The sequence below is a fragment of the Rothia sp. 27098_8_161 genome, assembly GCF_041432905.1.
Lineage (GTDB): Bacteria > Actinomycetota > Actinomycetes > Actinomycetales > Micrococcaceae > Rothia.
Map to the genome: position 1 here is coordinate 1 of NZ_JAPWAL010000073.1, position 676 is coordinate 676.

General features: G+C 57.7%; 1 protein-coding gene and 1 pseudogene. Both read right to left on the reverse strand.

Annotation, left to right across the window (positions count from 1 at the left end; translation table 11 throughout):
• Positions 1–392, reverse strand: a pseudogene (locus O3648_RS08460) (AI-2E family transporter); the annotation flags it as partial.
• Positions 393–562: 170 nt separating this feature from the next.
• On the reverse strand, positions 563–676 hold a 114-nt coding region (locus O3648_RS08465), incomplete at its 5' end, for a Bax inhibitor-1/YccA family protein (protein WP_371569611.1).

Here is a 676-nt window from a genome sequence, read left to right on the forward strand (position 1 = left end):
TTCAGCCAACCAATCAGCCGCTGGTAGCCCTGCATTGCATTATCCGCCATGGACACAAAACCGCGTAGAATCTGCTGACCGGTCAGCGAAATAATACCGGCGAGCACCAGAATCATACCGATTTCGGCAATAGCCGCCGCGCCACCGGCACGAACACCCTTCTTACGCAGAAGCATCACGGCGGGGCTCAGCAGAGCCGCCAACAGCAGAGCCACCAGAAGAGAAATAACCAGCAGGGAGACGTGTCCCAGGCTTTTCCAAAGGACCCAACCGGCACCGGCAATCATAATGATGCGCCACGCCCAAGCACCGGCAACTTCCATAGCAAAAGGCACCCGGTAGCCGCGCTCCTCCTCGGCTACTTGTTCTTCTGCAATAGGTGTAATTTTCACGGTGTCTCCAAATCGTTATCGGTATCGCGCCCGCGCGGGGCAGCTTCGGCTACCCCAGCGGAGGTAGTATGTGGTGATGTTGTGGCCCCTCCCCTGCGCCTCGATACATCGGGGAAGTAAAGCGGCAAAGGCGGCGGCACCATCACGGTACCGCCGCCTCATAACGAGCTTTAGTCGTTGCTAAAGATGCTTGCCAGGTACATGAGAACACGCAGAATCTCGACGTACAACCAGACGAGAGAAGCGGTCAGGCCGAATGCAAGACGCCAGGACTCACGCTCGGG